21 protein-coding genes and 1 other RNA gene are annotated in these 24,782 nt (G+C 39.9%); 15 read left to right on the top strand and 7 right to left on the bottom strand.

Annotation, left to right across the window (positions count from 1 at the left end):
- Positions 1-435 precede the first annotated feature (435 nt).
- The 5 genes from HMPREF9444_RS09070 (at position 436) to HMPREF9444_RS09055 (ending at position 7,630) form a co-directional block, all read left to right on the top strand.
- On the top strand, positions 436-1,365 hold the full coding sequence (locus HMPREF9444_RS09070) for an AEC family transporter (RefSeq protein WP_009144129.1): 930 nt from the start codon (positions 436-438) through the stop codon (positions 1,363-1,365).
- Between the two features lie 39 nt (positions 1,366-1,404).
- Positions 1,405-5,418 (top strand): DEAD/DEAH box helicase, encoded by a 4,014-nt coding sequence (locus tag HMPREF9444_RS10670; protein WP_009144128.1) that lies wholly within the window; start codon positions 1,405-1,407, stop codon positions 5,416-5,418.
- A 170-nt stretch (positions 5,419-5,588) separates the two neighbouring features.
- Positions 5,589-5,685: signal recognition particle sRNA small type (gene ffs, locus HMPREF9444_RS10675), an RNA gene on the top strand.
- Positions 5,686-5,693: 8 nt separating this feature from the next.
- Complete coding sequence (locus tag HMPREF9444_RS09060; protein ID WP_009144127.1) at positions 5,694-6,977, top strand: AAA family ATPase; 1,284 nt, start codon at positions 5,694-5,696, stop codon at positions 6,975-6,977.
- 2 nt (positions 6,978-6,979) lie between these two features.
- Entirely contained in the window at positions 6,980-7,630 is a 651-nt protein-coding gene (locus HMPREF9444_RS09055) for an HAD family hydrolase (RefSeq protein WP_009144126.1), read from the top strand.
- Here the strand turns inward: HMPREF9444_RS09055 and HMPREF9444_RS09050 are convergent.
- A complete protein-coding gene (locus HMPREF9444_RS09050) occupies positions 7,627-8,283 on the bottom strand; it encodes a hypothetical protein (RefSeq protein ID WP_009144125.1) in 657 nt (218 codons plus the stop codon). The two genes, HMPREF9444_RS09055 and HMPREF9444_RS09050, sit on opposite strands and share 4 nt — an antisense overlap.
- Before the next feature lie 26 nt (positions 8,284-8,309).
- Positions 8,310-9,788, bottom strand: coding sequence for a sodium/proline symporter PutP (putP, locus tag HMPREF9444_RS09045; protein ID WP_009144124.1), 1,479 nt, complete (start codon positions 9,786-9,788; stop codon positions 8,310-8,312).
- 464 nt (positions 9,789-10,252) lie between these two features.
- Between putP and HMPREF9444_RS09040 the strand changes: the two genes are divergently transcribed.
- Genes HMPREF9444_RS09040 through HMPREF9444_RS09030 form a run of 3 tightly spaced genes read left to right on the top strand, consistent with a single transcriptional unit; the run spans position 10,253 to position 11,534 of the window.
- Positions 10,253-10,519, top strand: a complete 267-nt coding sequence (locus HMPREF9444_RS09040) for a hypothetical protein (protein WP_009144122.1) — start codon at positions 10,253-10,255, stop codon at positions 10,517-10,519.
- On the top strand, positions 10,498-11,049 hold the full coding sequence (locus HMPREF9444_RS09035) for a threonine/serine exporter family protein (RefSeq protein ID WP_009144121.1): 552 nt from the start codon (positions 10,498-10,500) through the stop codon (positions 11,047-11,049). The genes HMPREF9444_RS09040 and HMPREF9444_RS09035 overlap by 22 nt, the downstream gene beginning before the upstream one ends.
- Positions 11,046-11,534, top strand: coding sequence for a threonine/serine exporter family protein (locus tag HMPREF9444_RS09030; RefSeq protein ID WP_009144120.1), 489 nt, complete (start codon positions 11,046-11,048; stop codon positions 11,532-11,534). The genes HMPREF9444_RS09035 and HMPREF9444_RS09030 overlap by 4 nt, the downstream gene beginning before the upstream one ends.
- 59 nt (positions 11,535-11,593) lie before the next feature.
- On the opposite strand, the gene nadE is transcribed toward HMPREF9444_RS09030, so the two are convergent.
- On the bottom strand, positions 11,594-13,426 hold the full coding sequence (gene nadE / locus HMPREF9444_RS09025; protein ID WP_009144119.1) for an NAD(+) synthase: 1,833 nt from the start codon (positions 13,424-13,426) through the stop codon (positions 11,594-11,596).
- A 100-nt stretch (positions 13,427-13,526) separates the two neighbouring features.
- On the opposite strand from nadE, the gene HMPREF9444_RS09020 reads away from it, so the two are divergent.
- Positions 13,527-15,635 (top strand): glycogen debranching protein, encoded by a 2,109-nt coding sequence (locus HMPREF9444_RS09020; protein WP_009144118.1) that lies wholly within the window; start codon positions 13,527-13,529, stop codon positions 15,633-15,635.
- Positions 15,636-15,815: 180 nt separating this feature from the next.
- On the opposite strand, the gene HMPREF9444_RS09015 is transcribed toward HMPREF9444_RS09020, so the two are convergent.
- Positions 15,816-17,777 carry a MacB family efflux pump subunit gene (locus tag HMPREF9444_RS09015; protein ID WP_009144117.1) on the bottom strand — a complete coding sequence of 654 codons (1,962 nt, stop codon included), beginning with the start codon at positions 17,775-17,777 and terminating at the stop codon, positions 15,816-15,818.
- Positions 17,778-17,779: 2 nt separating this feature from the next.
- Complete coding sequence (locus HMPREF9444_RS09010; RefSeq protein WP_009144116.1) at positions 17,780-18,970, bottom strand: efflux RND transporter periplasmic adaptor subunit; 1,191 nt, start codon at positions 18,968-18,970, stop codon at positions 17,780-17,782.
- Between the two features lie 80 nt (positions 18,971-19,050).
- On the opposite strand from HMPREF9444_RS09010, the gene HMPREF9444_RS09005 reads away from it, so the two are divergent.
- Together HMPREF9444_RS09005 and HMPREF9444_RS09000 are read left to right on the top strand one after the other, a co-directional pair.
- Complete coding sequence (locus HMPREF9444_RS09005; RefSeq protein ID WP_009144115.1) at positions 19,051-20,238, top strand: class I SAM-dependent rRNA methyltransferase; 1,188 nt, start codon at positions 19,051-19,053, stop codon at positions 20,236-20,238.
- Positions 20,239-20,246: 8 nt separating this feature from the next.
- Entirely contained in the window at positions 20,247-20,891 is a 645-nt protein-coding gene (locus HMPREF9444_RS09000) for an MBL fold metallo-hydrolase (protein WP_009144114.1), read from the top strand.
- A 34-nt stretch (positions 20,892-20,925) separates the two neighbouring features.
- On the opposite strand, the gene HMPREF9444_RS08995 is transcribed toward HMPREF9444_RS09000, so the two are convergent.
- Positions 20,926-21,240 carry a YcgL domain-containing protein gene (locus HMPREF9444_RS08995; protein WP_009144113.1) on the bottom strand — a complete coding sequence of 105 codons (315 nt, stop codon included), beginning with the start codon at positions 21,238-21,240 and terminating at the stop codon, positions 20,926-20,928.
- A gap of 195 nt (positions 21,241-21,435) precedes the next feature.
- Between HMPREF9444_RS08995 and HMPREF9444_RS08990 the strand changes: the two genes are divergently transcribed.
- From HMPREF9444_RS08990 to HMPREF9444_RS08975, 4 genes are read left to right on the top strand one after another with little or no spacing between them, the layout of a single operon-like run.
- On the top strand, positions 21,436-22,305 hold the full coding sequence (locus tag HMPREF9444_RS08990) for a septum site-determining protein MinC (protein WP_009144112.1): 870 nt from the start codon (positions 21,436-21,438) through the stop codon (positions 22,303-22,305).
- A 15-nt stretch (positions 22,306-22,320) separates the two neighbouring features.
- Positions 22,321-23,328, top strand: coding sequence for a septum site-determining protein MinD (minD, locus tag HMPREF9444_RS08985; RefSeq protein WP_009144111.1), 1,008 nt, complete (start codon positions 22,321-22,323; stop codon positions 23,326-23,328).
- Between the two features lie 12 nt (positions 23,329-23,340).
- Positions 23,341-23,637 carry a cell division topological specificity factor MinE gene (gene minE, locus HMPREF9444_RS08980; RefSeq protein WP_009144110.1) on the top strand — a complete coding sequence of 99 codons (297 nt, stop codon included), beginning with the start codon at positions 23,341-23,343 and terminating at the stop codon, positions 23,635-23,637.
- Between the two features lie 22 nt (positions 23,638-23,659).
- Entirely contained in the window at positions 23,660-24,148 is a 489-nt protein-coding gene (locus HMPREF9444_RS08975) for a DUF805 domain-containing protein (RefSeq protein WP_009144109.1), read from the top strand.
- A gap of 187 nt (positions 24,149-24,335) precedes the next feature.
- Here the strand turns inward: HMPREF9444_RS08975 and HMPREF9444_RS08970 are convergent, their stop codons facing one another.
- On the bottom strand, positions 24,336-24,629 hold the full coding sequence (locus HMPREF9444_RS08970; RefSeq protein ID WP_040909476.1) for a hypothetical protein: 294 nt from the start codon (positions 24,627-24,629) through the stop codon (positions 24,336-24,338).
- Positions 24,630-24,782: the final 153 nt, after the last annotated feature.

Genomic DNA, 24,782 nt, shown 5'->3' with positions numbered 1-24,782 from the left:
TGGCTAAAGTTACCTTAAAACCATATCGCCAAAATGAGGCTTTTCTGCTCCCTCTTACTTTGCTTCATCCTGCGGCAATACATTGACCGGCAGAAAACGCCGGATTAAAAAAGAGCTTCTCCTCGCGGCTGTATTTATGCCCTGAAGGTCGGGATTTTAGCCGCTGATCTTTTTTGATAAAAGATAACCACATAGGGCAAAGCCAAAGTCAACTTGGCTGATTTTTGATTTTGTCAACACGGCCTAAAAATGCGCCCTAGTCACCATCTTTCTTTTACACCGTTCACTTTTTTACAAAATCAAAATATCAAAACCGTCTTTTGTCCGTTATGTTGAGGTAAATCCATCTAACGATTGAATGTAAATCTTCCTACTGCCATAATTACCAAGTGATTATCGCTTATATTCTGCAATTTCTATAAAAACGGGTATGCTATGATCGTAGATGCTCTTGTAATAAAAATAGCCTCTCTTTTTCTTATGATGTTTGCAGGTTATGTCATGGTCCGCTGCAAAGTATTACAGCCAACTGATGCCAAACCCATTTCAGAAATATCCTTATATCTTATTTTCCCCTGCGTTATTATCGTTTCTTTTCAAATTGACTACACTCAGGATATTAGAGACGGCCTAATCCTTGCTACCATTGCCGCTGTAATCATACACATAATTCTTTTAGGGATCCCTTGGATTTTTAAAAACAAACTTAATCTTGATGCAGTTGAAAAAGTAACAGTCATTTATTCAAACTCCGGAAATTTAATCATTCCGCTGATCGCCGCTACATTGGGTCCAAAATACGTAATCTACACCAGCGCCTATACCGCCGTACAAACCGTACTCTTATGGAGCCACTGCCGTTATGTATTAATGGGCGGAGGAAAAATAAATATTTTAAGAATACTTTTTAACATCAATTTGCTGGCCGTAATTATTGGCGGAATCTTATTTTTCTGCGGCATAAAGCTCTGGAGCCCAGTCTATGATGCCATGGCATCCATGGGAGTTATGATAGGACCTGCATGCATGCTGGTTACCGGCATGGTAATTGCTTCAATGAATTTAAAAAAGGTCATCCATTATCCGCGTCTGCCGTTTATTGTTGCGCTGCGGCTTATAATCATGCCGGCAATAATTCTGCCTTTTTTATGGATATTAAACAAAATCGGCAATGTACCCGATTCGGCTGCAATTCTTTTAGTTCCGTTCCTTGCAACTGCAGCTCCTTCAGCCTCAAGCATTACCCAAATGTCAATTCTTTACCATAACAACACCGAATATGCAGGACTTTTAAATATGGTAAGTACGCTTTTGTGCATCGTTACCTATCCTGCCTTTGTTTGGGTTTACGAGCTTATAATTTAAACACCATTTCATTTACTCTAAGATTAAAAACATATCAATATGAAAAGTGCACAACTTCATCCTTATGTAAAAGATCTTGCGTCCGCTCTTTCTTTGGGCTTTATAGATATCATGAATATTGAAAACAAAAACGATATCCATACCGACGATCCTGAATATGAAAATCTCATGCTTCTATCCGGATTACAAAACTATGACGAATTTATAAACAAAACAACCAAAGTTACTGGATATAAAGACGTTACTGAAATAATGTCTAACGGCGCCTTTAAGCTCACGCTTAAGAAAAATTCCCGTCATGGCTGGTGGCTGCGCAACGAAAATTTCAAAATTTCACTTTCAAGAAAAATACCGCTTAAAGAGCGCAATAAAATAAAAAATGCAATATCAAGTAATATCGTTTTAATGACAAATCTGAGTAAAAACACCTGCGATCTGTCAAAAATACCTGAATTTACCGAATTCTTCCAAAAGTACAAACCTCACAGCATCGCCGACTTTACCTTTAAGTCAGGAAGCAATAACTACGAAATCATTGAGGATAACGATCTTAGCAGCATCAAGGTTTATTCGCATAAAACACAATTTTTGATTCGCAGATTTATAGAAGAGCTGCAGGACAATGAAATACTGTTGTTAAATTTTTTCGGCATAAAATTGGATTCATTCTCCGACATCATCCAAGATGAAGACAATATATTATTAAGAACAATAGCACTTAGCTCCTGGTATGAACTTACAAATACAAATACCGTTATTTCTTTGTCAAGAAATAAATTAAGACCCATTCAAGAAAAAACTCACGATCTTGAATACCTTAAAAAACTGACTTTTTTAGATCTTAAGGAAAATTATAAAAATCAAATTTTAGAATTCCTGCCTGCGGAGGCCGAAAAAGATCCAAAAAAGGACTTTAAAGGAAATTTAAGTAAACTCTATGATATTGCAAAAACACTTGCAAGTGATAAAGATTACTACCTGTGGCAAGGCCCAGATGAAATCATAAAATTCTACGGAAAAAATCTTCCTCATCTGTTTATTAATAAAAACGGAAGACTTGATCTTAAAAATATTTATTCTTTTAAAAATAACGTACCCGGCGATGTTTCTACGGATAAGTTGTCTCTAACATGCAGTAAAGATGAAGCAATAATCAAAATTCCGGAGAATAAAACAGTAGCAGTACGCGCTCTTGACGGTCATTGTCATGAATTTTGCGACTTCCATGTTTCAGGGAATAACAATAGTCACAATCAATATTACGATTTTGACCTGAACTGCACTGTCTATCTCGACAGAATAACGATGGACTTATCGCAAATAATGTCAATAAAAGATGAAAAACAAATAGCAAAGGCTTCAGAGCCCATTCAAGCACTCTATTATACTTTCATGGTAGCCAAAGGACTTGTGCAGCGAGGCGCGTTTATTCCGCAGTTTTGCATTGGAGTTCATGATTATTATTTTTATCCTGACAGCTTTAAAATGTCGCGCTGGATCCCTGCAATAATTTTTCCTGAAATCAAATTATTGGTAAAAAAAGTCGGATCTTGTCTTCGATCCCTGCATTTAAATGAGTTTCTCAACCATAAAAACTATTACAGCTACTTATATGTTGCGGATAATCTTGAAATAGGCTGCGCATTTTTAAGCATGTTCATACATGACATGTTAAGCTACATGTGGAAAGAAAACATAGTCCATTTGACCAAATTCAACCACTACTTTATAAGTCCTCTGTTCTTAATGATTAAGAGAGCAGACTTTTGGATCACTGATAACAATATTTATGATTTGACGCGCAATCAAATTGAAAAACGAGAGCTAGGCTTTGCATCGCTTCCCGAATATTTTGCCCCGCTTTTTAGCCTGCAGAATTTCCCGGGACAACTTACTCCTGTAATAAAAATAGAAGAAGCCGCCGAAAATGACGCATATGAAGCAAAACTGCTATTTAAAGAGTTTGATGCCCAAAGTCTCTCCCAAAGCGAAAGTTCATATATTACTTATCCTGAACTGAACGCATATTTTAAAGGTACGGAAAATGCCATAAGCCGTGATTTTCTTATCTGCATCTCAAAACTTAACGCCATAAGACAAACTTTTCCTTTTATTGAAGATTTGTTAACTTCAACAGAGGGCAGTTATAATATTTCAGCTGAAGATCTCCCTCTTTTTATTTTTGAAACTGCCTTTAAACTTCAAAACCTCGGTTTTGAAGTTTTAATGACCAAATCGCTAAGTTCAATTATGCGCCCGAAAAGCCGCCTGAAGCTTAACCTTGCAAAATCATGGAACACATCGCAAGGCTTTTTCAGTTTGATTGAACTTATGAAGTTTAACTGGCAGCTGTCTATAGGCGATAAAGAAATAACCGAAAAAGATTTTAAAAAGCTTCTTTCATCAGCCGGAAAAATCATAAATTTCAAAAACAATCTTGTATATCTGACAAAAGAAGACGCCGAGAATTTAAAAGCCCAGCTTGAAAGTAAAAAGAAGCAGAGCCTAAGTCGACCTTTGCTCATTGCTGCGGCTTTAAGCGGCAAATATGAAGACGAAGACGTAATTTTCAGTACCGACCTTAAAGAAGCTCTGCAAAAAATCATGCAGGACTCGATTATTGAGATACCCCAAAACATTACCGCATCCTTGCGGCCTTACCAGGAACGTGGCTTTAATTGGTTAATGCACAATCTTAAAATGGGAATGGGATCGATCATCGCCGACGATATGGGCCTTGGTAAAACAGTACAGGTTATAACCGCACTGCAGCAGCTTAAAAACGACAATGAGCTAAACCAACAAAAAGTTTTAATTGTTGTACCGACAACCTTACTTATTAACTGGCAGCATGAATTAAATAAATTTGCCCCAGAGCTTTGCTACAAAATCATTTACGGCAGCAATAAGGATTTAACTGACGGCAGTACCGATATTTTACTTACCACCTACAGCTTTTTAGTCCATAATCAAGCTGTCTTTGAAAATTTACCGTTGCGCGTTTTAGTTATAGACGAAGCCCAAGCCATTAAAAACCACAACACTCAAGCCTCCAAGGCGTTGCGCAAAATTCAGGCAAAAAGCGTAATTGCTATGACAGGAACACCGGTAGAAAATCATTTGATGGAATATTGGTCCATTATGGATGTGGTAAATCCGGGCCTTTTAGGATCTGCTACCACCTTTAAAAACGATTTTGCTATTCCTATTGAAAAAGATCGTAATCTTGATGCGGCCAATCTTTTAAAAACCGCAGTTTCACCTTTTGTTTTGCGTCGTCTAAAAACCGATAAAAATATTATTTCGGATTTACCCGACAAATTAAGCTCTAACCAATATTGTTATCTTTCACCGATTCAAAGTGCTTTATACCAAGCCAAATTAGATGAGAGCCTTAACAAACTAAGCAGTGACGTAAAAAGCAAGATGATAAACGTCATCACGACCATAAATGCTTTAAAACAAATCTGTGACAGTCCTGCCGTTTACGACGAAGGCAACAGTCACAATAAGCCCGAAGACTCAGGAAAAAGCGTTGCGGTGCTTGATTTACTTGAAAATATCTTGGATCAAGGTAAAAAAACCATTATTTTCACGCAATACTTAAAAATGGGTTATTTACTTAAACAATACATTAAAGACAAATTTGCAATTGATGCGGACTTTTTAACCGGAGAGACTACGTTAAAAGAAAGACAAAACATGATTGATTCTTTCCAAAACGATCCGGATAAATCTATTTTAATTTTATCGTTAAAAGCAGGAGGTTCGGGAATAAACCTTACGGCAGCATCCGTAGTCATACATTTTGACCTGTGGTGGAATCCTGCCGTGGAAAACCAGGCTACCGACCGCGCTTACCGCATCGGACAAAATAAAACGGTACAAGTATATAGAATGCTATGCTCAGGCACGCTTGAGGAAAATATTGATGCAACTTTAAGCATGAAGAAAGAGCTAAATGAACTTACCGTCAAAGAAAATGAGCGCTGGCTTGGCGAATTATCATCTGATGAGCTTAAACAGCTTTTGTCACTCTCAGGCAACAACTAATCTTAACCGATGCAGAGTCACCCTACCTGCATCGGTTAAACATTGAAACAATCCAACAACCACACCTGCGCATAAACTTTACAAAAGTAACGGGACTTATTCATACACTGCTAAAAATAACTTGCAAAAAACTTTGTTCTTTATTATCATCTCTATGCTCAATGGGAGGCAGGCAGCCCTCTCGTACTTAGGCTTAGTTTAATTGGTCAGGATCGGAAGGTAGCAGCCAGGATTAGGTTTTAAGGTACCGAGAACAGGTTGTCTGTTTCCCGCCCATGAAAGATATTCATATGCCGTCGCTTACCTCATACTCATCGTCTCTTCAAGAGATCATTCTTTCAGATCAGCACTATTTAAGTAAAGCTCGCGATTTTGTAAATTTCTTACGCTTTTTAGATGAAGAGCCCAGGCAATTTTCTCCAAATTTCAGTTTAATAATAAGACCGCACGGATTCGGCATGAGTCTGGCGCTTGAATCTATGGAAGCCATGCTGATGCGTGATGATTTAATATCTGAAGGCTTCTCGGCAAAACACAGCGAAGAACTCGATATGCCTAAAGCTCCGGCTTTACGCTTATCATTAAAACATCTTAAAGCGACCAATCCCCAAGAGCTTATCGAATCTTTAATCGATATCATGCAGGTTCAGATGTGGCGCCACCATATTAAGCGCAACATCACCAACTACTCTAATCCTAAAGCCTGCTTTGCCAAGCTGCTTGAAGATCTGGAACAAAAATATCAAGACAGCATTGTCGTTTTAATTGATAATTACGAGCTGCCTTTATATCTTGCGTCTTTAATGCCCAAAAATCAGCAGGAAACGGCTATCTCCATTTACTTTGATATGCTCAATGCCATCAAACAGGCAGGACCTGCGGTTAAGTGGTGTCTATTAAGCGGTCACGCCAAATTTGCGCTTGCCAATAATATTTCAGAGGGTATTCCGCTTATAAATGACTTAAGCTTCAGCGAACGCTGCGATACTCTTTTCGGTTTCACTCTTGATGAGATATCAGAATATTTTGATCAGGATTTAAAAATTCTTGCGCCAAGACAAGGTCTGACCGTAAGTGAACTTAAACACGCATTAAATAAATGCTACGGCGGATTTGTCTTTTCAAAAAGACAAATTCCGGTCTTGTGCAGTGCATCAGTTAACCGTGCTCTTAATAATGAAGGTGCTTTATATCCTTACACTTATCATTCGGAATTTTCCTTTATAAGAGACACCTTAAAAAATGAAGATCCGGATTTAAGCTGGTTTTTCAATCGTGACGGACAGGATGCCGTATTTGAAAATTCCATAAGTCTTGAGCCGACACGCAAAGATCTTGCCGCTCTGTTACTTCAGTACGGCTTTGCATCAATTGATAAAATCACGACCGATGAGGGACCTCTTTCACTGATAACGCGTTACCGCTATAACTGTCCTAACGTTGAAATGAGAAGGATCCTGAAAATTCTGCAGGGAAAAGCATCACCAAAACTTGCTATGCAAAGAATAAACCCTCAGGTTTTTGAAGACGGTGAAGACGCTTTTGATATAGAGGAATAATAATGTCCTGTGCTTTTTTTGATATGGACGGCACCTTGGTAAACGGTGACACCAACGATCTTTTTTTCAAACATCTTTTAAGCATCAAGCTTGTTGACAACAGTTTTTTAGAGCCGATGCATGAGTTTCATCAGCTTTATTATGAAGGCAAACTTAAAATCGAAGATTTCATCGCATATGCTATAAAGCCGCTTATCGGAAAAAGCTCAAAAGAAGTATATGAGATCGTAAGACCTTGCGTATATGATTCTATATTAAAACACATTCGCAAAGGCGCACTTAAGGCAATTGAATTTCATAGAAAACGTCAAGATAAACTTATCATCGTAAGTGCGACTGTCGACTACATAATAAAACCTGTTGCCGATGCATTAAATATTGATTTTGCCATAGCAGCGCCCACCGAAAGAATTGACGATAAAATAACCGGAAAACTTTCAGGAACAGTTCCGTACCAAGACGGAAAAAGACAACGCATTATGCAGTTTCTTAAAGAAAACGATCTTAATCTTGATGATGCCTATGCCTACGGCGACAGCGTGAACGATATTGAAATGTTTAAGCTTTGCGCACATCGCTATGCCGTTAATCCTACTAAGGAGCTTCAGGAAAACGTTTATTTTAAAAAGCTTGAAACGTTAGACTGGAATTAAAATTTCTTTTCCTTTCTAAACAACACCTTTGATGCGCCGCCTGCTTCAAGCTTGCCGACATTTAATTTGGCAAATGCTTTATTGCGGGCGCTTACAGTTTGAAAAGCCGAAGTGTCATCAACTGAATAAAGTTTAATATTTTTTCGGTGCGGATAAATACGGACAATCTGGCCTAAATTAAGTCTTACCAGAGAAAAGGATTTAACGGCTCCCGTATAAAAACGCGGTTTCAAAGCCCCGCTCTCTTTATAAATAACAGCATTTTTAAGTACTGCTTTTGAGAAAAGACGCTCTATAAATTTCTGATAAAAATTTAACTCATCAAAAACGACTACGGCATAAGCCTCAGCAGTTACCGGTGCAGGATCTTTACGCAGTTTCCGTCTTAATTTCTTAAAATAAAATAAACGAATAAAGACGTATAAAAGATATAGGACACCTAAAAGATTAACAGCCACAAAATAGAAATTATTTAAGCTTATCTTAAATAATCCCGAGCAGTTAAAAAACAGCAAGAGCAGAACAATTATATAACTGCCGATACCCAATCCTTTTGCGATAACGGTATCCACCACATTGACCTCAAAGCGGATACCTGCTTTTTTAAGATAAGAAGCCAAATAAAAGTTAGGCGGCAGATTCTTGTCCGTCACTTGCTGTTTCCTTTTGTCGTTATATATTAGCGATCTTTTACTTCAAGCCAGAATTTACGCTCAAGGTCATCAAATAATACCTGAGTTTGTCCGTCTTTTTTGTAAGTTAGGTTAGAAATTACAAAAATAGCTATGCTTGAAAGGATAAACCCGGGAACAATTGAGTAAAGACCGAAGAAAGCTCCTGCTTCCCAAATTATAACAGTTGCGGCACCTACCACCATACCGGCAATAGCACCCTGCAGCGTCATTTTACGCCAGAATAGCGAAATTAAAATCGAGGGTCCGAATGAAGCTCCGAAACCTGCCCAAGCATAAGAGACAAGCTTTAAAATTCCTGAGTTAGGATCAAGTGCAATAACATAAGCAATAACGGCAACTAAAAGCAGCATCATGCGACCGCACCAAACAAGCTCGCTTTGTGAAGCATGAGGACGCATCCAACGGCGATAAAAATCTGCGGTCAAAGTAGTTGAAGCAACTAAAAGCTGACAGGAAAGCGTACTCATAATGGCAGCCAAAATTGCGGAAAGAAGAATACCTGCAATCCACGGGGTAAACAAAGTCTGAGTAACGATAATAAAAATCTGCTCAGGATTACTTACGCTGACCTCAGGATGCTTTGCCGCAAAAGCTACGCCGTAATAACCGATTAAGACAGCGCCTAAAAGGCATAAAATCATCCAGGTAATGCTGATACGGCGGGCATCACCCATTCCGCGGACACTGCCTGCAGCCATAAATCGAACCAGAATATGCGGCTGTCCCATGTAGCCAAGGCCCCATCCGACTAAAGAAAGGAATCCTACGACCGTCATGCCCTTTAAGAAATGGGATAGCTCGGGATCCTGCTGCAGGATAAGTTCATTGGCAGCCTCAAGACCACCGCAATCCATAAGCATGATAACGGGAGTTAAAAGCAACGCAAAAATCATCAATGATGCCTGAACCGTATCAGTCCAGCTAACTGCCAAAAATCCGCCGATAAACACATAGAAAATCGTTGAAACGGCACCGATTAAAAGAGCATTGCTGTAATCCATTTCAAAGGTCTGCTCAAATAAGCGTGCAGCTGATACCATGCCGGATGCGCAGTAAACAACGAAGAAAATCAAAATAATGATTGCTGCTGCAACGGCAGTAATACGGTATTTGTCACAAAAGCGTGAGGCAAGATAATCAGGAAGAGTCAGAGCATCTGACGCGTTTGCGGTAAATGAGCGCAAACGGGCTGCGACGAATTTCCAGTTGCACCAGGAGCCTACGGTAAGACCGATGGCAATCCACGCCTCACTTATTCCTGACAAAAACAAAGCACCGGGAAGGCCCATTAAAAGCCAGCCCGACATATCGGAAGCACCTGCAGACAAAGCGGTTACGACACGACCCAAACTGCGGCCGCCTAATACGTAATCATTTAAAGATGACGTCATGCGGGCTGCCACAATACCGATAATCAGCATCGCCAAAATATAGACGATGAATGTAGTAGTGGTAGTAAACATAAGATAACTTCTTTTTTAAATTTTAATCAAAGTAAACCGGATCCGAGTACCCATCTTCAGGCATGCAGACACGGCAACTTGTCATAAACGATACCAACGCAGCTTCACGCTTTTATCGCATAAGACCCATATATGATAGCACTCAAAAGGTGCATATTATGAAAATAGTAAATGCAATCTTGAATAATGCATTGAAATTTAACAATAATTTAAAGAAAATCAGCAATGCATTAAATAATGGCATTAATTTCTATATGTATAAGAGCTCATCTTTTAAAGATCAATTGTTACACTTTAACTCGAATATCTATTAAAAGCGGTATTTAACTTAGCTTTTTGCTTTGTCTATTTTGGCGCTTTTGTTACTATGTTGAGAATTTAACGACAATGAAGTTAAAACACTCACTATATATTTAGTGTCTGATGTTTATACATATAATGCGTTTTTCGCCAGCTAATATTTTGTGAATCAGACAATAATCACTTCAGACATTTCGCTAAAAGCAAAACTGCTTTGCACTTTAGGGTGGCGCATGGCCCTATGCGGCGCCGAAACGCGTCTTATTATTCAATCAGTCAGACAAATGGGTGTAGACCTCGGACTTTCTGAAGTTGATTTAGGATTATCAAGAACGGGACTTGTCGTAAAAGTACACTCAGGAACGGAATACTGCGTTGAATTTAAAGAAATAAGCGCTTTTGGCATAACATGTCTTCTCTTACTGAATTAAACCGTATATGCCTTGATGTGTCGGCAGGAAAGCTTAAAGATCCTCAAGAAATTTTTCACGCCATAGAAGCTGTTAATCCTAAACACTACAATCAAAAACTGCTTATTGTCATTGAAGCCTTAGCTGCCGGACTTTTGGCTTTTTTAAACGGAGCAACTCCTCAAGTCATGGGATGCAGTGTAGTCGGCGGGCTGCTTTTAATGATTGTCAGGTTTTCCCTGCTAAAAAGAGGATTTTTTGAAAGTTTTGCCTTTATGTGCTCTGCATTTTGCGGCAGTATTCTTGCTCTTCTGTCAGCAAAACTGTTGTTTAATCTTTCACCTGAGCAAACTTCGCTTGCTATTATGTCAACATCACTGCTTTTAGTACCGGGTTTTCCATTTATGAACGGATTTCTTGATATTTTTAAAGGATATGTTGATATGGGAATCAGCAGAATCATTCATGCCTTCGTTTTGACTTCAGCCGCAGCCATCGGACTTATAGGCACCGTGTTTATCAATTCACTGACAATTTTTGAAACACTATGATTAATACAGACAATATTACACAGATCCTTTTGGAAAGTTTGGCGGCAGGATTTATTGCTCCTGCTTTTGCTATGCTGTTTGCCGTGCCCAAACAATATTTGATTTTTATTGCATCAGGCGGCATGCTGACCAGATTCATTCGTTCGTTTCTACTTTACAGCCTTAATGTTGAAATAGTAATAGCAACCTTTGCCGCATGTGCTGTTATCTCTTTAATTTTCATTTATGTCGGACCAAAGCTCGGGGTTCCGCGTCCGGTCTTCACTGTGGCAAGCGTTATTGCACTGATCCCCGGTATGGATGCATACAATGCATTGCTGTCTCTTATCTCTTTAGTTGAAATAACCGATATCGCTCTTTTTGACACATATGTTTTTACTTTAATGCACTCTGGAGTCCGCTGTGTGGCAATTCTGCTTGCTATCGCCTTAGGAATTGCGATTCCCCCTCTCTTTTTCTATAACTACCGCAACAGACTGCGTTAAAACTAACTCAAACACAAAAGGATCGCCGAAGCGATCCTTTTTGATGCCTGCATACAAAATTACAGCAGACAGTTAAAGCTGTCGTTTAGAATCGGCAGACTCCACATATCACAGCTGTCCTTTTCAATATGGAATGAAGAAGCAAAACGCTTACGTTTCCATTGAGAACGGGCATTTAATCTAAAGTATTTGGCTACATCACTTTTTAAAAGATCGTCATCAAGATCTTTAAATCGTTCATCTGCTCTTACTTTACTGAAAATTTCTTCCGGACCTAAAAACTCCGCATTAAAGAGTCTTCTTATTTCATCAAGCAAAATATACGGCATCAGATCCTTTTCATCTTTCTGCTCTCCACCGGGACGCAGCTCAGCCGTAGGCTCCTGATCGGCAACAAAAGACAGATCTTTTATATTAAAGATATATGCGGACGGCCCCAAGTTAACGCCATGATCAGCAATTTGGCGGTTTATGCGCAAAATACGGCTTTTACCGATTCCTCCAACCGGATCAACGCCGCCTACCGTATCACCGTCCATAGTGCAATAACCCACGACGGCCTCGGATAAATTTCCGGTAGAAAGCAAGAGTTTATTTTCACGGTTGGCAAACATCCAAATACTCGGCAAACGTGAACGTGCCTGAATATTCTGCAAAGTAAGATCGTCCTTCTCCCAAGATAAAGAAGGACCGTCATTTGCTTTATCAAACAGCTTGATATATAAATCAACTGCTTTTGAAATTTCTAATTCATGATGAGTACTGCCAAGACATGCAGCTAATTTTTCGGCTGCATTACGGGTAATTTTTCCTGAACTCTTTGAGGCCTGGTAAACGGTAGTTAAGACTTTAGGCATTACTTCCGTTTTAATATAAGTCTCATGATCTCCTTCAACATCCTTAACATCAATATTTAAAGAACGCAGGATCTCAACATACTTTTTATCTCCCAAATGTTCAAGAGCCAAAGCCTGCCCTACTGCAACTGATACTGCGCACAAGGCAGAGTCTGCACCTCCGGACAACGACAAGGCAAATCCTTTGCTTCTGGTTTTGAGCATCCAGTCAAAAAGACCTAAGGAAATTGCTTTTACAATCAAATCATTTTCATCTTCATCAGGAGCAATGCCGCACTTTTCACAGACAATATTTTCTCGCTTAAAGCTAAAAGGAGAATTTTTAGCTATTAATTTACCTTTTTGAGCGATAATTCCCTGACCGTCATAAACTAAAGTACCGCTTTCACAGCCTAAAAGATTAGTCTTTACAACAATAGCATTAATATCACGGGAAAGATTTAAAGCTTGGTTAAGATTTGACTCAAGAGAGCCAAGCTCAAACGGAGTAGCATTAGGGATCACAACCACATCGCAATCAGTAAATCCGACGGGCCAGTCATCATAAGCCACGCCTAGAGTGAAGCCGCGGCAATTTATGCTTCGTGATGCCACATAAAATGTTTTACCCTCAATAGTGCAGGAAACATCTTCTGTTGTGTTTGCAAAATAACGGTATGAATCATCAAGAGGATTATCATATTTATAAAGGTATTTGACGGTTAACCCTAAAATTTCACCGCGGCGAATAACGGCATAAGCGTTATAAATACGACCGTTGTCGGCAAGCAGAGGCAAACCTAAGCCTACTACCGCCCCTGCCGGCAATTCTTTAGTTAATGCAACAAGACAATCCTGACATTTACGCACAAAAGCAGGGATTTTAAATAAGTGAGCACATCCTGCACCGCTTAATACCAGCTCAGGAAACAGTACAACTCCGCAGCCGTGATCAACTGCAAGTTCCACTGCTTTTATTATTTTGGTCTTATTTCCGGCCAAATCCATTGGTATAGTGTTGATTTGACCTGCAGATAAATTAGTTAATAAGGACATAACAAACTCGCAAACAGAAAATTTACTGCATATATTTTAATGCGAATCTTTGAATTATGTACGTACTAGTCTAAAATGAGGCAACTTTGAGGTTTTTAGAATGCTTCCAGAAAAACAACAGCTTCACAAATACGTTATTACTGAAGGTCACAGCAAAACTTTAGGCGCCACCATTGAAAAAGACGGCGTTAATTTCGCTGTATGGTGTCCTGCGGCAAGTATTATTGAACTACTGCTGTTTAAAGACATTGACGACTGTGAACCGGATATTATTACCCTTGCTTCACCATTATTTCGTTCTACATATTATTGGCATGTTAAAGTCAAAGGCATAAAAGCAGGTCAAATTTATGCATGGCGCATTAAAGAAGCACTAAGAACGTACAAATTTGCACAATCACATGTAGAGCTTGGCAAAGTACTTTTGGATCCTTATGGAAAAAGAGTTCTTTTCCCTAAAGCTTATCGCCGTTTTCAAACCGACGATCCTCAGGAAAATTTAAAGATTTCTGCCAAAAGCGCAGTTGTAGATCTTGATGACTATGATTGGGAGCTTGACGTATCTCCGCGCCATCCTTTAAACCGTACCATTATCTATGAGATGCATGTTAAAGGTTTTACCGCTCACCAAAGTTCCAATCTGCCCCCGCAATTGCGCGGAACATACCGAGGACTAATCGAAAAAATACCTTATCTTGTAGATTTAGGCATTACCGCAGTAGAATTTCTGCCTATTTTCCAATATGACAGCGATGATGCACTTCCGGGCAAGAAAAATTATTGGGGCTATTGTCCGATGGCTTTTTTTGCACCGCACGAAGCTTATGCTCAAGATAAATCACTGATGGGCCCTCTAAATGAATTCAGAGATCTTGTAAAAGCACTGCACCGCAACGGTATAGAAGTAATTCTCGATGTGGTATACAACCACACATCAGAAGGCGATCAAAACGGCCCTGTTTATTGCTTTAAAGGTTTTGACAAGCAAAGCTACTACATTATTGACGGTCACGGTAATTACGGAAACTACTCAGGATGCGGCAATACTTTTAATGCCAACAATTCCGTTGTTCGAAATTTAATCATAGATTCGTTGATTTTCTGGAAAGAAGAGATGCATATCGACGGTTTCCGTTTCGATTTAGCCTCAATTCTGTCCCGTGACGAGCAGGGAAGACCTATCGCCAACGCTCCTACATTGCTTGATATCGACATTAACCCGCGTCTTGCCGATACTAAAATTATCGCTGAACCTTGGGATGCGGGCGGCTTATATCAAGTCGGAAATATCGCCGGATCAAAATGGCGCGAATGGAACGGAAAATTCCGCGACACCGTACGAGCATTTATGCGCGGAGATCCTGGCAACATCAAAGACTTTGTCACTAAACTTTTAGGCTCGCCTGATATTTACAATGAGAAAATCATAGATCCGCAAAAGAGTGTCAATTTTATTACCTGTCATGACGGCTTTACGCTTTGGGATCTGGTAGCTTACAGCCATAAACATAATGAAGCCAACGGTGAAAACGGCCGTGACGGATGCAATAACAACTACTCTGCAAATTACGGAGTTGAAGGTGAAAGTGACGATACCGGTCTTAATGAATTAAGATTAAGACAGGCAAAAAATATGATGGCATTGACCCTAATTTCTTTAGGTACATCAATGATTACCATGGGCGATGAGGTGCTGCGTACGCAACGGGGCAATAACAATGCCTACTGCCAAGATAATGATACCAGCTACATGAATTGGAATTTCACCGAGCACCAGCTTGAAATGCATAATTTCACGCGCCGCCTAATTCATTATCGCACCATTCGAACCAAGCACCGCAGCCGCAACAACGGCCCGCAAATAAAGATGCTTGACAGCGTACTGCGCAGTACCAAGCTGCAATGGCACGGCGTAAAGCCCTATCAGCCGGATTGGTCGGATCATTCGCATTCAATCGGACTTATTTACTACTGGGGTACATATAACGTATTTACCTATATTTTTGTAAATGCTTATTGGCAGGATCTTGAAGTTGAACTGCCGCCTGTCCCAGGATACGTAAATCGTCACTGGTATCGACTTATTGATACCTCACTACCTGCGCCTAATGAAATAAAGTCATTCTTAACAAATGACAAACATAGTGCCGGTGAAATAATGAAGATAAAAGCGCGATCTATCGTGATGATGATTAGCTCCGCTTTCTAAAACTAAGCCGATCTTAAAACGATCGGCTGAATTTTTATTTTCTCTTTACAACTTAAGCTTAAATATTTCTTCAAGCCGTAAATGAAGAATTATCCGCCATAAAAGCTGACGGAACGCAGCTCAAAATCTACGAAAAAAAATACGGCGATATTTTTCCGGAACAAAAACCGGATCGCTTTCTTACTCTCGAGCCAAAGCTTCTATAGGATTTAAGCGTGCGGCAGATCTTGCCGGCATAAAGCCGAAGCCGATACCGATTGCAGATGACGTCAGCACTGCTGCAATAATTGAATCCAACGAGAAAGACATTGTTATGCTTTCGCTTAAGCTTGACAGTAATTGACCTACGCCAAAAGACATAATAACTCCTATAGCGCCTCCCAACAGGCAGACCATTACCGCCTCAATCAAAAACTGCGCCATAATATCGCTTTGTCTTGCCCCCACGGCCATGCGAATTCCGATTTCACGCGTCCGTTCGGTTACAGACACAAGCATGATATTCATAACGCCGATTCCTCCTACCACAAGAGAAATTACCGCTATAGCTGAAATCAGCAAAGTGAAAGTCAATGTCGTAGAGGTAATGGACTTCATGATAGTATCAGAAGACTGAATAAAGAAGTCCTGACGTCCGTGACGGGAAATCAGCAAATTAATAATGCTGCGTTCAGCAACTGCAGTTGAGAACCCGTCTTGAATGCGAACCACGATAGATGATAGATAATTTTGTTTATAAAGCCTCGACATTACCGATGTATACGGCATATATACATACAGATTTTCAGAGCGCATAAAAGGTGAATCGATGATATCCAATACACCTACAATCATAACCGGCATACTGTTGACTAAAATAGTCTGACCGATCGGATCTGACGATCCGAAAAAATTTTCAGCCGTATTATGATCAACTACACAGACCTGCGAATAATTTTTGGTCTCAGCTTCGGTAAAAAGTCGTCCTTGCGCCGTAGTGTATCCGTAAACTCTAAATAAATCAGGAGAAACGCCGTATACGGTACCGTTAAATTCCAAGTTTGAATGGCGAATTAAAACCGAGCTTTGAATAGATGCAGACACCGAATCCACAAAAGGCTGACCGTCCAGGGCATTTAAATCACGCGGCGTCAGCGTTCTTACTCTTGCCGAACGCACATCACCCATACGCTCGCCGGGATAAACCGTAATCGTGTTTGTGCCTAAAGACGAAATGTTTTCAATTACCTTTTCACTTGCGCCTCTGGCAAGTGCAACTACGCTTACTACAGCCATAATGCCGATAATAATGCCGAGCATGGTCAAAAGAGTACGCATACGATTGGCTATCATGGCGCGTACAGCCATGATAAAAGCTTCTTTAAAGCGATCATACTGTGAAGAAAGCGTATGCGACCAACGATTATTGATCTTAATACCATCCGCCTGCTTGCCGGTATTATCTTCATTAGCTTCATTAATAGTATCGGATTTAATCGCACCGTCTTCGATGGCGATCACTCTCCTTGCAATAGAAGCAACTTTAGGATCGTGCGTAACAATAATAACCGTATGACCTTTTGCATTAAGATCTTTTAAGATCTTCATCACCTCGGCTCCGCTTTTTGTATCAAGCGCACCGGTAGGCTCATCAGCGAGAATAATTTGACCGCCATTCATCAAAGCTCTGGCAATTGATACGCGCTGCTGCTGTCCGCCGGATAATTGAGAAGGCTGATAATCAACGCGGTGATCAAGTCCCAAAGCCTTTAACAATTCAAGAGAGCGCTGTACACGCTTTTGATGATTAACTCCGGCATAAATTGCCGGCACTTGAACATTTTCACCGGCATTTAAATGACCTAAAAGGTGGTAGCGCTGAAAAATAAAGCCGAAAAAATCGCGTCTTAAAGTCGCCAGCTCATCAGGTGACAGGTCTATGGTATCCTGTCCCTTGACCTTGTAACTTCCCGAAGTCGGAGTATCAAGACAGCCGATAATATTCATCAAGGTGGATTTCCCCGATCCCGACGGACCGATAATTGCCACCATTTCTCCTTGTTTGACAGTAAGATTGATGCCGTGCAGGATTTCAACCTCACTACCGCCGGACATAAAAGAACGCCGGACATCTTTTAGTTCTAATAAAACTTCAGCATTCATTGTTATATCCTCGGACGGGGACCGCGCATGTTAGACATTGCTTCAGCCTCAGCTGTTGCTACATCATCGCCTATAATGATGCGATCGTTTTCTCCAATACCTGATATAACCTCAATATATTGCTCATCACGAATTCCTGTCTTAATCGGCTGTTTCACAATTTGATTTTGCTTATCCAGTAAATACAGCACCGCATTACCAGCAAAATCATCATCACGAATTGCCGTAAGCGGAACAGATAAAACATTATCTTTTTCATCAATAGTGATATTGACTTCTGCCGTCATATCAATACGTAAAAGACCGTCGCTGTTATCGATATCAAGCTGGGCGTTATAATAAATAGCTTCGGTTGATGAAGAAGACGAAGATGATGATGTTTCATTCTCTGCACTTTTAGGTGCCGGATCTATTGACGCAAGAACGGTTTTAAACTCGCGATTCGGCAAACCTAAAATAGTAAAGGTACAATCCATTCCCGGTTTTACTTTTACCACGTCAGCTTCTGAAATTTCCGTTTCAACAGTCATTACGTCAAGTTTTGCCAATTTTAAAATTGTAGGAGTCGTCTGATTGGCGTTGACGGTCTGACCTTCTTCAACCGGAATTGCGTACACGGTTCCGTCCATAGGAGCGGTGATCTTTGTATATCCTAAATTAGTTTCAGCATCTGATACGGAAATTTCAGCCTGTTCATATTGTGCTTTTAAAGCGTCAAGATCGGCAAGAGCCATCTTATAACTGGCAGTTGCAGCTTCAGCCTCCTGCTTGGAAGTTGCTGCATTTTTCAAAAGCTTTGCCTGACGATCATTTTCCAGCTTTAACTTGGTGATTTCAGCTTGCTTTGAGCGGATCTGCGCATCTAAAAGCTTTAATTGGGCTTTTGCCGTCTTCAAATCATTCTGCTGAATTTCAGGATCAATTTCACACAACAAATCCCCTTTCTTTACTACATCACCCGTGTTAACGTAAAGTTTTTTAATTTGCCCTGAAACCTGAGCACCGACATCAACTTCTATTTTTCCTGCCAAAGTACCGGAAGCGAAGACTCTTGACTTTATATCGCGTGTTGCGGCATTAACCGTCATATATGTAGGTGTTTGCGGGGCAAAATAGTCGTATGCAAAATACGCAATGCCTGCAAGCGGAATTAAAAACAAAACTGCTTTGACAAGCTTTTTTTTATTTGCCATAAATGACCTCAACAAACTAAACTTATACGTTTTTTTATGATTATGTTACGATGGCATTAGCAAAAACTTAGGAACACGACATGCACCAGATTATTTTGCATCCTCAAAGAGAAAAATCATTATTGAGGCACCATCCGTGGATTTTCTCAAAAGCTGTGGCTTACGCCGATAAAGATATTAAACCGGGAGAGCTTGTCAAAGTTTTAAACTCTGACAAAACCTTCATAGCGCAAGGTCACTTCTCTCCGCATTCACAAATCCGGGTAAGAGTTATTTCATTTAATGAAAAAGACGTTATTGACAAAATTTTTATAAAAAACCGTATTCAAGCAGCCGTGAATTTACGTCAACGCTTAATTGACGCAGGCAATGACGGCGTACGCATTGTGGCTGCAGAAGGTGATTTTCTGCCCGGACTCATTATTGATAAATATAATAATTACCTATCAATTTCCATTTCTTCATACGGAATGGAAAATTTGCGTAACGAAATAATAACATCACTTCAGGAAATTTTCCCGACTTGCTCTATTTACGAGCGATCAGATACAGCTTCACGTCTTAAAGAAGGTCTCAAAGAGCGCTGCGGTGTAATTACAGGCGAGCTTCCTCCCGATATTTTATATGTAAGAGAAGGAAACAGCGTTTTCATCCCTATTGATATAAAAAACGGTCATAAAACCGGAGGATATCTTGATCAAAGAAAAAGCCGCATACGCGTAGGAGAATTATCCAAAGGCTGTAAAGTACTAAACTGTTTTTCTTATACCGGCGGTTTTGGTTTATGGGCCCTAAAGGGCGGGGCAATAAGAGTGGAAAACGTTGATATCTCAGCGCATGCCTTAGATTTAGCCAAACAAGGTGTTGTATTCAATCATCTTGATCCCGGTCGCTGCCGCTTTATACGGGAAGACGTATTTAAATTTCTCCGCGATAAAGTTGAAGCCGGAGAACAATATGATTTGGTTATCTTGGATCCGCCTAAGTTTATTGACGGAACATCTAATCTTAAAAAAGGCTGTCGCGGCTATCAAGACATAAATCGTCTTGGTTTGTTACTTACCAAAAAAGGCGGACGCCTTTTAACGTTCTCCTGCTCTGGACTTATGGATTTGAATTTATTTCAAAAAATCGTTGCCGATGCAGCCCTTGACGCAAAAGTTAATGCTCAGCTTTTAAATGTACTGCGCCAAGATGAAGATCATGTAATCGCTTTGCCTTGTCCTGAAAGCTTTTATTTAAAAGGTCTTGAGGTTGCAGTTAACTAGGAGATGTCATGTTAAAAATAGCTACGATACCGACAACGGCTTTTGCACAAAACACACGTATTATTGCAGATGAAAACAAGCATATTGCCGTTGTTTCAGATCCGGGCGGCAACGCTTCTGATCTTTATAAGATACTAAATACTCACGAATTGACATTAAAAGTTATAATCCTTACTCACGGGCATCTTGATCACGTAGGCGGAGCAGCTGAACTTTCAAGACTTACCGGAGCTAAAATAATCGGTCCTTCTAATGAGGATTCCTTTTTAATCGAATCGTTAAATTCACAGGCAGAACTGTTCGGTTTGTCATCAAGCGGCGATTTCACTCCTTCATACGTTAAAGACAATGATGTTCTTAAGCTTTTTGATGACTATGAATTTAAAGTTATAACAACGCCCGGTCATACTCCCGGCGGTGTCTGCTATTTCTGTGAAAAAGCCGGCTTTCTGCTTGCCGGCGACAGTCTGTTTGCCGGATCCATAGGAAGATGCGATTTTCCGCGCAGCAACATGGATGATTTACTGACTTCATTAAAAGAGAAAATTCTAATCTTACCTGATGATACTAAAGTTTTGTCAGGGCACGGACCGGACACCACAATAGGACGTGAGAAAACGGATAATCCCTATTTAAACGGCGAATTTTACTAATTGAGCAAAATACCGCAAATTATGTAACAGCTTTTTACTTCATCGGAAATTTTTCAAGGGGCGGCAGGCCCAAGCGCTTACGCTCCTGATTTAATAAATTCTCCTCTTCATCCTCTATATCAATTCGTAAAAAATATCCTTTTTCAGTTAATGCTTTAGAAAGCTCTTCATGAGTAACTTTTACTAAAGTACATTTTTTAGACAAAGCAAACATTAAAACAAACTTAGGAGCTCCGAAAGCATCTAACAATCCTGACGGAACGTCAGCAAAAGCGTCTTTTCTTGCCAAATATAAAAACATATTATTTTTTTTTAGGCTTTTATATACGAAAACCAGCTGATCACCCATAAGAACACCCTTTAAATAACAAAAAACATAATCACGTTGCGATACTAGCAATCATGTCATGAAAGTACAAGTCTTACTTTAAGAAAGGCATTTTTATAAAGCAAAGGCAAACCTCTATGTACAAAATAATCTAAAATTTAAATATTTAAACGTACTATGCTAAAATCACAATGTTAAAAACTACCGGTATTAAATATGAGTGAATTAAATAAAGATTTGAATTTAGCGGCACAACCTACCGGTAGTGTTGCCCGCAGCAATTACACTTTAAATACCGTAGCGATAAGTGATGTAAAACCTGAAAATCTTGATTCAATTTTATTGAATAAAATCGATCCGCAACGTGAAGTATTTTACGGTTCTCCTTTAGTTCTTGATATCTCTGCTGTAAATAATTTACAAGATCTTGATTTTGAACGCTTAAAAAGCGTTTGTGCAGCTCACGGTACTTTTTTAATAGGCGTAAGCGGAATAACCAGTGAAGATAATCATAACTTTTTGGTAAGACGCAACATTCCTGTCGTAAATACCAACCGTTTTGCGCGCATTCGTGAAGAAAATTTCAAACCGCGCATCGTTACTCAAACTCTTGAAGTCAAAGTACCTGTTAAAGTACCCGTACCGTATGAAGTAAAAGTTCCGGTAGAGGTAAAGACATCAGTACCACTTAAAGTCATCGCTCGCCCTATTCACTCAGGAGAGACCGTAACCGCTCTTGACAACTCCATCATAATCTTCGGTTCTATCGGATCAGGAGCCCGCATTATAGCCTCCCATAACGTCATAGTCATAGGAGACATCCGCGGCGGTGAAATCTATGCCGGAAATCCTAAGAGCACTCAAGATCCCGGTTTTACCGACGCTTTTATTTATTCTTCAGGAGTTTTCACTCCATCGTGTCTTGCAATAGCCGGCAACTATCAAACGGCTGAAGATATGGATCAGGATTCTTTAGTCAAGACCCTAATCGGTCGCGACGTAACAGTTGCAGTACGCCTTGAAGGCCGATCTCTGCATTATTTTAAAGGAAAAGAATTTTTACCTAAAAATTCCTCTAAGTTTTAGCAAGGAAAAAACAAGATGTCAGAAATTAAAAATGAAGTAGAAAAAACTAACGAAGAAGTAAAAGATCTTGCTTCTACCGTTAAAGATGAAACTGCAGCCGCGGAAGTTACCACAGAAGACAAAGCTGCAGAAGAGGAAGAAGTTAAAGCTGCTGAACAAACAGCAGAAAAGACCGATACTGAAAAGAAATCAGGTCCGGATCTTGAACCTTTTAACTGCCGTATTATCGTCGTTACTTCAGGAAAAGGCGGTGTCGGTAAAACTACTTCATCTGCCGCAATTGCAACCGGTCTTGCGCTTAAAGGACATAAAACCGCTGTAATAGATTTTGACGTAGGTCTTCGTAACCTTGACCTTGTTATGGGGTGTGAAAGACGCGTTGTTTACGACTTAATCAATGTCGTACATAAAGAAGCACGTTTAAATCAGGCATTAATTAAAGATCGCCATGTTGACAATCTCTATATTCTCCCAGCCTCTCAAACTAAAGATAAAGACGCTTTGACCTTAGAAGGTGTCGGTGAAGTTTTGCGCGGTTTAGATAATGCCGGATTTGAATACGTAGTTTGTGACAGCCCTGCAGGTATTGAAGCCGGTGCTTTGATGGCTCTATATTATGCCGACGAAGCAGTCGTTACTACCAATCCTGAAGTTTCATCCGTACGCGATAGTGACCGCATCATCGGAATTTTAAATTCAAAATCTCGTCGTGCTGTACTTGATTGGGAGCCTGTAACCTCACGTTTGTTGTTAACCCGTTATGTTCCAGGACGCGTCACCAAAAACGAAATGCTTTCTGTAGAAGATGTACAAGAGCTTTTGACTATTCCGCTTTTAGGCGTAATTCCCGAGTCTCCTGACGTATTAAAAGCATCAAATGCCGGTAATTCAATTATTTTGAACAAAGAATCCGATGCCGGTAAAGCATATGAGGACGCTGTTGAAAGACTGCTTGGCAATGAAGTGGAGCTGCGCTTTACTACCGAGAAAAAAGGATTCTTCAGCAAACTCTTTAAGAGATAAGCGGAGGTTAATATGTCACTTATAAATCTGATTTCAGAAGCAATCTTCGGTAAGGACAAAAAAGAAAAAACCGCCCGTGAATCCGCAAAAGAACGTCTGCATCTTGTTTTAGTTAATGACAGAGCAGGACAAATTGCTCCCGATTTTATGCCGAAAATGCGTCAGGAGCTTTTAGAGGTATTAAAAAAATATCTGCCTATTGCAGATGACGACGATGTTGAATTTAATTTTGCCCGCAAAGAAAATACCGATATTATGGAAATGTCGGTGTCTCTTGAAAAAACTGACGAGAAAAAAAACATAGAGTAAAAAAGGAAAATTTACTTACATAATGAATGAAGGACTAAGTTTCAGCGAAGCGATCAAAACCTGTTACCAAAAAATTTTTATTATAAACACACGCGCATGCCGCAGTGAATTTTGGTACTTTGTTATTTTCGCTTTCGTTGCACACTTAGTCTTATCTTTTTGTACTGTTTTTCCTATAATCGGTGAGCTTATCGGCAGTCTGGGCTCACTTATTATAATAATTCCTTTCATTACAGTCTCTATAAGACGCATGCACGATCTTGACAAATCCGGATTATGGCTTTTGTTGCCTGCTTTATTAATTACTCTTGCCTTATTTCTTATTTTATATGGAGCGTTTGCTACCGCCGGGATCTTATTCTTTTTAGGGATCGTCTTAACTCTTGCGTCGGCAGTAAGTGTTATCCTTCTAGCTTTACTTCTGGCCCACCCCGGAACTCCGGGACAAAACCGTTTCGGCCCTGATCCTTTCCAGCATAAAATTCCTTTTAGTTTTAAACCATGGGAATAACCAACTATTCTTATACAGGTATCCTCTATAACTAATGTCTATACTATACTTACGATGCTTCATAAGGATCACTTCTTAATTTAACCGCTAAAGTCGGTTGGTTTTAGCAAAAGCATGGATCCCAGATTCAGAAACATTAATTAGGCAACTTAACGTTCTCCCCGGTCTAAAGACCGAAGTCCTACCGCTAAACAACAATACTGCTATGGTTGTAAGCTTCGGTGGGTTCCTGCTGCCGACTTTGTGAGATTCGCTTGACAGGCCATCCGGGAAAGTCCTGCCCTTTAAAAAACTTTTTAAACACCTCATATAAGTCCATGACTTTCTGCTGCAGGATCTGACTGTGACAATAGTCTTTTAAAAAAGGATGTTCTTCCTTTAATTTCTTTAACGCGTAATTGAATGTGTATTGATTAATAATCGGTTTAGCTCTGTCTTCCTCAAAACTTAATGCATCTCCCCAACACGGCTTTGATTCCACCACCTCTTCAAGATACTCTAAATATTCTTCTTTTATGCAAAAAAACTGTTATTTAGCATACCCGTCATTGCTCTTACAATCTACATGTTCATTTAGTGTTGACTTTGACGGTGAAGATAACCGTGTTCATCCGGTGATTCTCTACCCGCCGCA

Source organism: Succinatimonas hippei YIT 12066 (assembly GCF_000188195.1).
GTDB classification, from domain to species: Bacteria; Pseudomonadota; Gammaproteobacteria; order Enterobacterales; family Succinivibrionaceae; genus Succinatimonas; species Succinatimonas hippei.
The sequence above is the reverse complement of the archived record's forward strand: the minus strand, read 5'-3'. Positions and strand labels throughout refer to the sequence as shown.

Excerpts from the sequence above, each read along its gene's own strand:
- HMPREF9444_RS09070 (WP_009144129.1), top strand. The coding sequence starts at position 436 with ATGATCGTAGATGCTCTTGTAATAAAAATAGCCTCTCTTTTTCTTATG.
- HMPREF9444_RS10670 (WP_009144128.1), top strand. The coding sequence starts at position 1,405 with ATGAAAAGTGCACAACTTCATCCTTATGTAAAAGATCTTGCGTCCGCT.
- HMPREF9444_RS09060 (WP_009144127.1), top strand. The coding sequence starts at position 5,694 with ATGAAAGATATTCATATGCCGTCGCTTACCTCATACTCATCGTCTCTT.
- HMPREF9444_RS09055 (WP_009144126.1), top strand. The coding sequence starts at position 6,980 with ATGTCCTGTGCTTTTTTTGATATGGACGGCACCTTGGTAAACGGTGAC.
- putP (WP_009144124.1), bottom strand. The coding sequence starts at position 9,788 with ATGTTTACTACCACTACTACATTCATCGTCTATATTTTGGCGATGCTG.
- HMPREF9444_RS09035 (WP_009144121.1), top strand. The coding sequence starts at position 10,498 with ATGTCTTCTCTTACTGAATTAAACCGTATATGCCTTGATGTGTCGGCA.
- HMPREF9444_RS09030 (WP_009144120.1), top strand. The coding sequence starts at position 11,046 with ATGATTAATACAGACAATATTACACAGATCCTTTTGGAAAGTTTGGCG.
- nadE (WP_009144119.1), bottom strand. The coding sequence starts at position 13,426 with ATGTCCTTATTAACTAATTTATCTGCAGGTCAAATCAACACTATACCA.
- HMPREF9444_RS09020 (WP_009144118.1), top strand. The coding sequence starts at position 13,527 with ATGCTTCCAGAAAAACAACAGCTTCACAAATACGTTATTACTGAAGGT.
- HMPREF9444_RS09015 (WP_009144117.1), bottom strand. The coding sequence starts at position 17,777 with ATGAATGCTGAAGTTTTATTAGAACTAAAAGATGTCCGGCGTTCTTTT.
- HMPREF9444_RS09010 (WP_009144116.1), bottom strand. The coding sequence starts at position 18,970 with ATGGCAAATAAAAAAAAGCTTGTCAAAGCAGTTTTGTTTTTAATTCCG.
- HMPREF9444_RS09005 (WP_009144115.1), top strand. The coding sequence starts at position 19,051 with ATGCACCAGATTATTTTGCATCCTCAAAGAGAAAAATCATTATTGAGG.
- HMPREF9444_RS09000 (WP_009144114.1), top strand. The coding sequence starts at position 20,247 with ATGTTAAAAATAGCTACGATACCGACAACGGCTTTTGCACAAAACACA.
- HMPREF9444_RS08995 (WP_009144113.1), bottom strand. The coding sequence starts at position 21,240 with ATGGGTGATCAGCTGGTTTTCGTATATAAAAGCCTAAAAAAAAATAAT.
- HMPREF9444_RS08990 (WP_009144112.1), top strand. The coding sequence starts at position 21,436 with ATGAGTGAATTAAATAAAGATTTGAATTTAGCGGCACAACCTACCGGT.
- minD (WP_009144111.1), top strand. The coding sequence starts at position 22,321 with ATGTCAGAAATTAAAAATGAAGTAGAAAAAACTAACGAAGAAGTAAAA.
- minE (WP_009144110.1), top strand. The coding sequence starts at position 23,341 with ATGTCACTTATAAATCTGATTTCAGAAGCAATCTTCGGTAAGGACAAA.
- HMPREF9444_RS08975 (WP_009144109.1), top strand. The coding sequence starts at position 23,660 with ATGAATGAAGGACTAAGTTTCAGCGAAGCGATCAAAACCTGTTACCAA.